Source organism: Caballeronia sp. M23-90 (assembly GCF_053574605.1).
This window is the reverse complement of record NZ_JBSIPA010000676.1, coordinates 1-2,463: the sequence shown is the minus strand read 5'-3', so window position 1 is coordinate 2,463 and position 2,463 is coordinate 1. Positions and strand designations below refer to the sequence as shown.

3 protein-coding genes are annotated in these 2,463 nt (G+C 59.0%); 2 read left to right on the top strand and 1 reads right to left on the bottom strand.

The genetic code is table 11. The features are described 5' to 3' along the window. Positions 1–174 precede the first annotated feature (174 nt). A complete protein-coding gene (locus ACRXB1_RS34525) occupies positions 175–486 on the bottom strand; it encodes an exodeoxyribonuclease VII small subunit (RefSeq protein WP_062002509.1) in 312 nt (103 codons plus the stop codon). Between the two features lie 298 nt (positions 487–784). On the opposite strand from ACRXB1_RS34525, the gene ACRXB1_RS34520 reads away from it, so the two are divergent. After that, positions 785–1,891, top strand: a complete 1,107-nt coding sequence (locus tag ACRXB1_RS34520) for an aromatic ring-hydroxylating oxygenase subunit alpha (protein ID WP_449494593.1) — start codon at positions 785–787, stop codon at positions 1,889–1,891. A 104-nt stretch (positions 1,892–1,995) separates the two neighbouring features. Beyond that, on the top strand, positions 1,996–2,463 hold a 468-nt coding region (locus tag ACRXB1_RS34515), incomplete at its 3' end, for a sulfurtransferase (protein WP_449494592.1).

The following is a 2,463-nucleotide window of genomic DNA, read 5'->3' as shown; positions in this document are numbered from 1 at the left end:
TCCGCGCTGGAACATTACCTGCCGGGTACGGACATCGCACCCGCTTGCCGCCGCCGAGCACGGCGTAGCGCATGGCTTCATGCAACTTGGCGGGCGCGATGTCCGTACCCGGCAGGTAATGTTCCAGCGCGGTTTCGACGCGATCGAGGCTCGCGTGCATCCATTGGTCAAAAGTCATAAGTCGTCCCCGTTATCTGCCGATGTGCCTGCGCCCTGGGTGGCGCGCTGCAATTCGGCGGGCAGCGGTTTTAGTGTGTCGCCATCGAGCACGCGAACCTGCTGCTCGACCTTTTCTAATTGTTGCTGGCAAAAGCCGACGAGCGCCGCGCCACGGCGGTACGCAGCGAGCGACTCCTCCAGGCTCAGCGCGCCGCCTTCCATGCGCGCTACGAGCCCCTCCAGTTCGGCCAGCGCCGTCTCGTAATTCTCCGGGAGCGGCGCGTTGTCCGCGCTTGCCGAGCCATCCTGCGTTGCGGTTTTCGCCATGAATCGTGGGTGTAATGTCGGATTTCGGGAAACAAGTCGGACATTCTACGGCAAAAGCGGCTTTTCCGACCTCCGCCATGCGCTGACCCATGCCAGTAGCGCGTCTCAGGCTGCTTTCGCTTGCTTGTAAAAATCCTGAAAAGTCCCGCAAAAGCCTGGAACTCCGCGCTGGGATTTGACCCAAAACAAGTCCTCGGGCGCCCCATTGAAAGGGTTTTCGTTATAATTCGCGGTCTCCCTAAATCGAATCCTCGATGGTTGGGTTGTTCACTGCTTTCACGTCTTCACGGGAGTGGGAATGTCCAATCTGAGCAATGCATTGCAACTGAACGCAATTCACAGTCAGTTGCCAGTCACGGCTTACTTTGACGAAGCGCTTCTCAAGCGCGAAATCGACACGCTTTTCAAGCACGGTCCACGCTACATCGGCCACGAACTCATGGTGCCCGAGGCGGGAAATTATTTTGCTTTGCCCGGCGAAGGTGAAGGGCGCCTGCTCGTCCGTAATAAACAGGACCAGATCGAGCTGCTGTCGAATGTATGCCGTCACCGCCAGGCCATCATGCTCAATGGGCGCGGCACGGCGGAGAACATCGTGTGTCCGCTGCACCGGTGGACGTACGACCTCGACGGCCAGTTGCTCGGCGCGCCGCATTTCGCCGACAAACCCTGTCTGAACCTCGGCAAATCCCCTTTGCAGAACTGGCAGGGACTGTTGTTCGAAGCGAGCGGGCGCGATGTCGCGGCCGATCTCGCCCGACTTGGGCCGGCCAAACATTTTGAGTTTTCGGGCTTCATGTTCGATCACGTCGAAGTGCACGAGTGCAACTACAACTGGAAGAGTTTTATCGAGGTGTATCTCGAGGATTACCACGTCGCGCCGTTCCATCCGGGTCTCGGAAGCTTTGTGTCCTGCGATGACCTGACCTGGGAATTCGGCGACTGGTACAGCGTCCAGACTGTTGGCCTGCACAAGAATCTCGAAAAACCCGGCAGTCCCACGTACCGTAAGTGGCACGACGAGGTATTGCGGTTCCGCAACGGCAAGCTGCCGGAATTCGGCGCGATCTGGATGGTGTACTACCCGGGCATCATGATCGAGTGGTATCCGCACGTGCTCGTGGTGTCGTGGCTGATTCCGCAAGGGCCGCAGAAAACCACGAATATCGTAGAGTTTTATTATCCTGAGGAAATCGCGCTGTTCGAGCGTGAGTTCATCGAGGCCGAGCGTGCCGCCTACATGGAAACGGCGCGCGAGGACGACGAAATCGCGGAACGCATGGATGCCGGACGGCGCGCGCTGATGAACCGCGGCGAGTCGCAAGTCGGGCCGTATCAGAGTCCCATGGAATCAGGCATGCAGCACTTCCATGAGTTTTTGCGGCGGCAGTTGGGCAAGATTTAAAAGCGGCACGGTTTTGTTGAGGAAGACGGGCTTTGGCCCGTCTTTTTTTGTTTAGACTTCAAGCTCAACATTTCATAACATCGCCCGTTGCATCAGGAGCCGTCATGCCTCACACGCACTACACCACGCTGATTTCCGCCGGCAATCTCGTCGAGCGGATCGCCGCTGCGCCTGGCAGCGTGTTTATCGTCGATTGCCGCTTCGATCTGGCCGCAACCGATTCGGGTGAAAACGCCTACGCCGCTGGGCATATCCCCGGCGCGCATTACCTGCATCTCGACCGCAACCTGTCGGGCGCGAAGACCGGCAAGAACGGCCGTCATCCGTTGCCGGAGCGCGCGGCGCTCGTCGCCAAGCTGAAGGAAATCGGCCTGAACGAAGGCCAGCAAGTCGTTATTTACGATGCGCAGGGCGGCATGTATGCATCGCGTCTGTGGTGGCTGTTGCGCTGGCTAGGCCACGATTCCGTCGCGCTGCTCGACGGCGGCCTGCGCATCGTAAATAACGACTTGCTGGCCTTCGTTCAGGCCGATTTCCTTCAGCTTGGCGACGAGCGCCGCGCACTCCGGCAA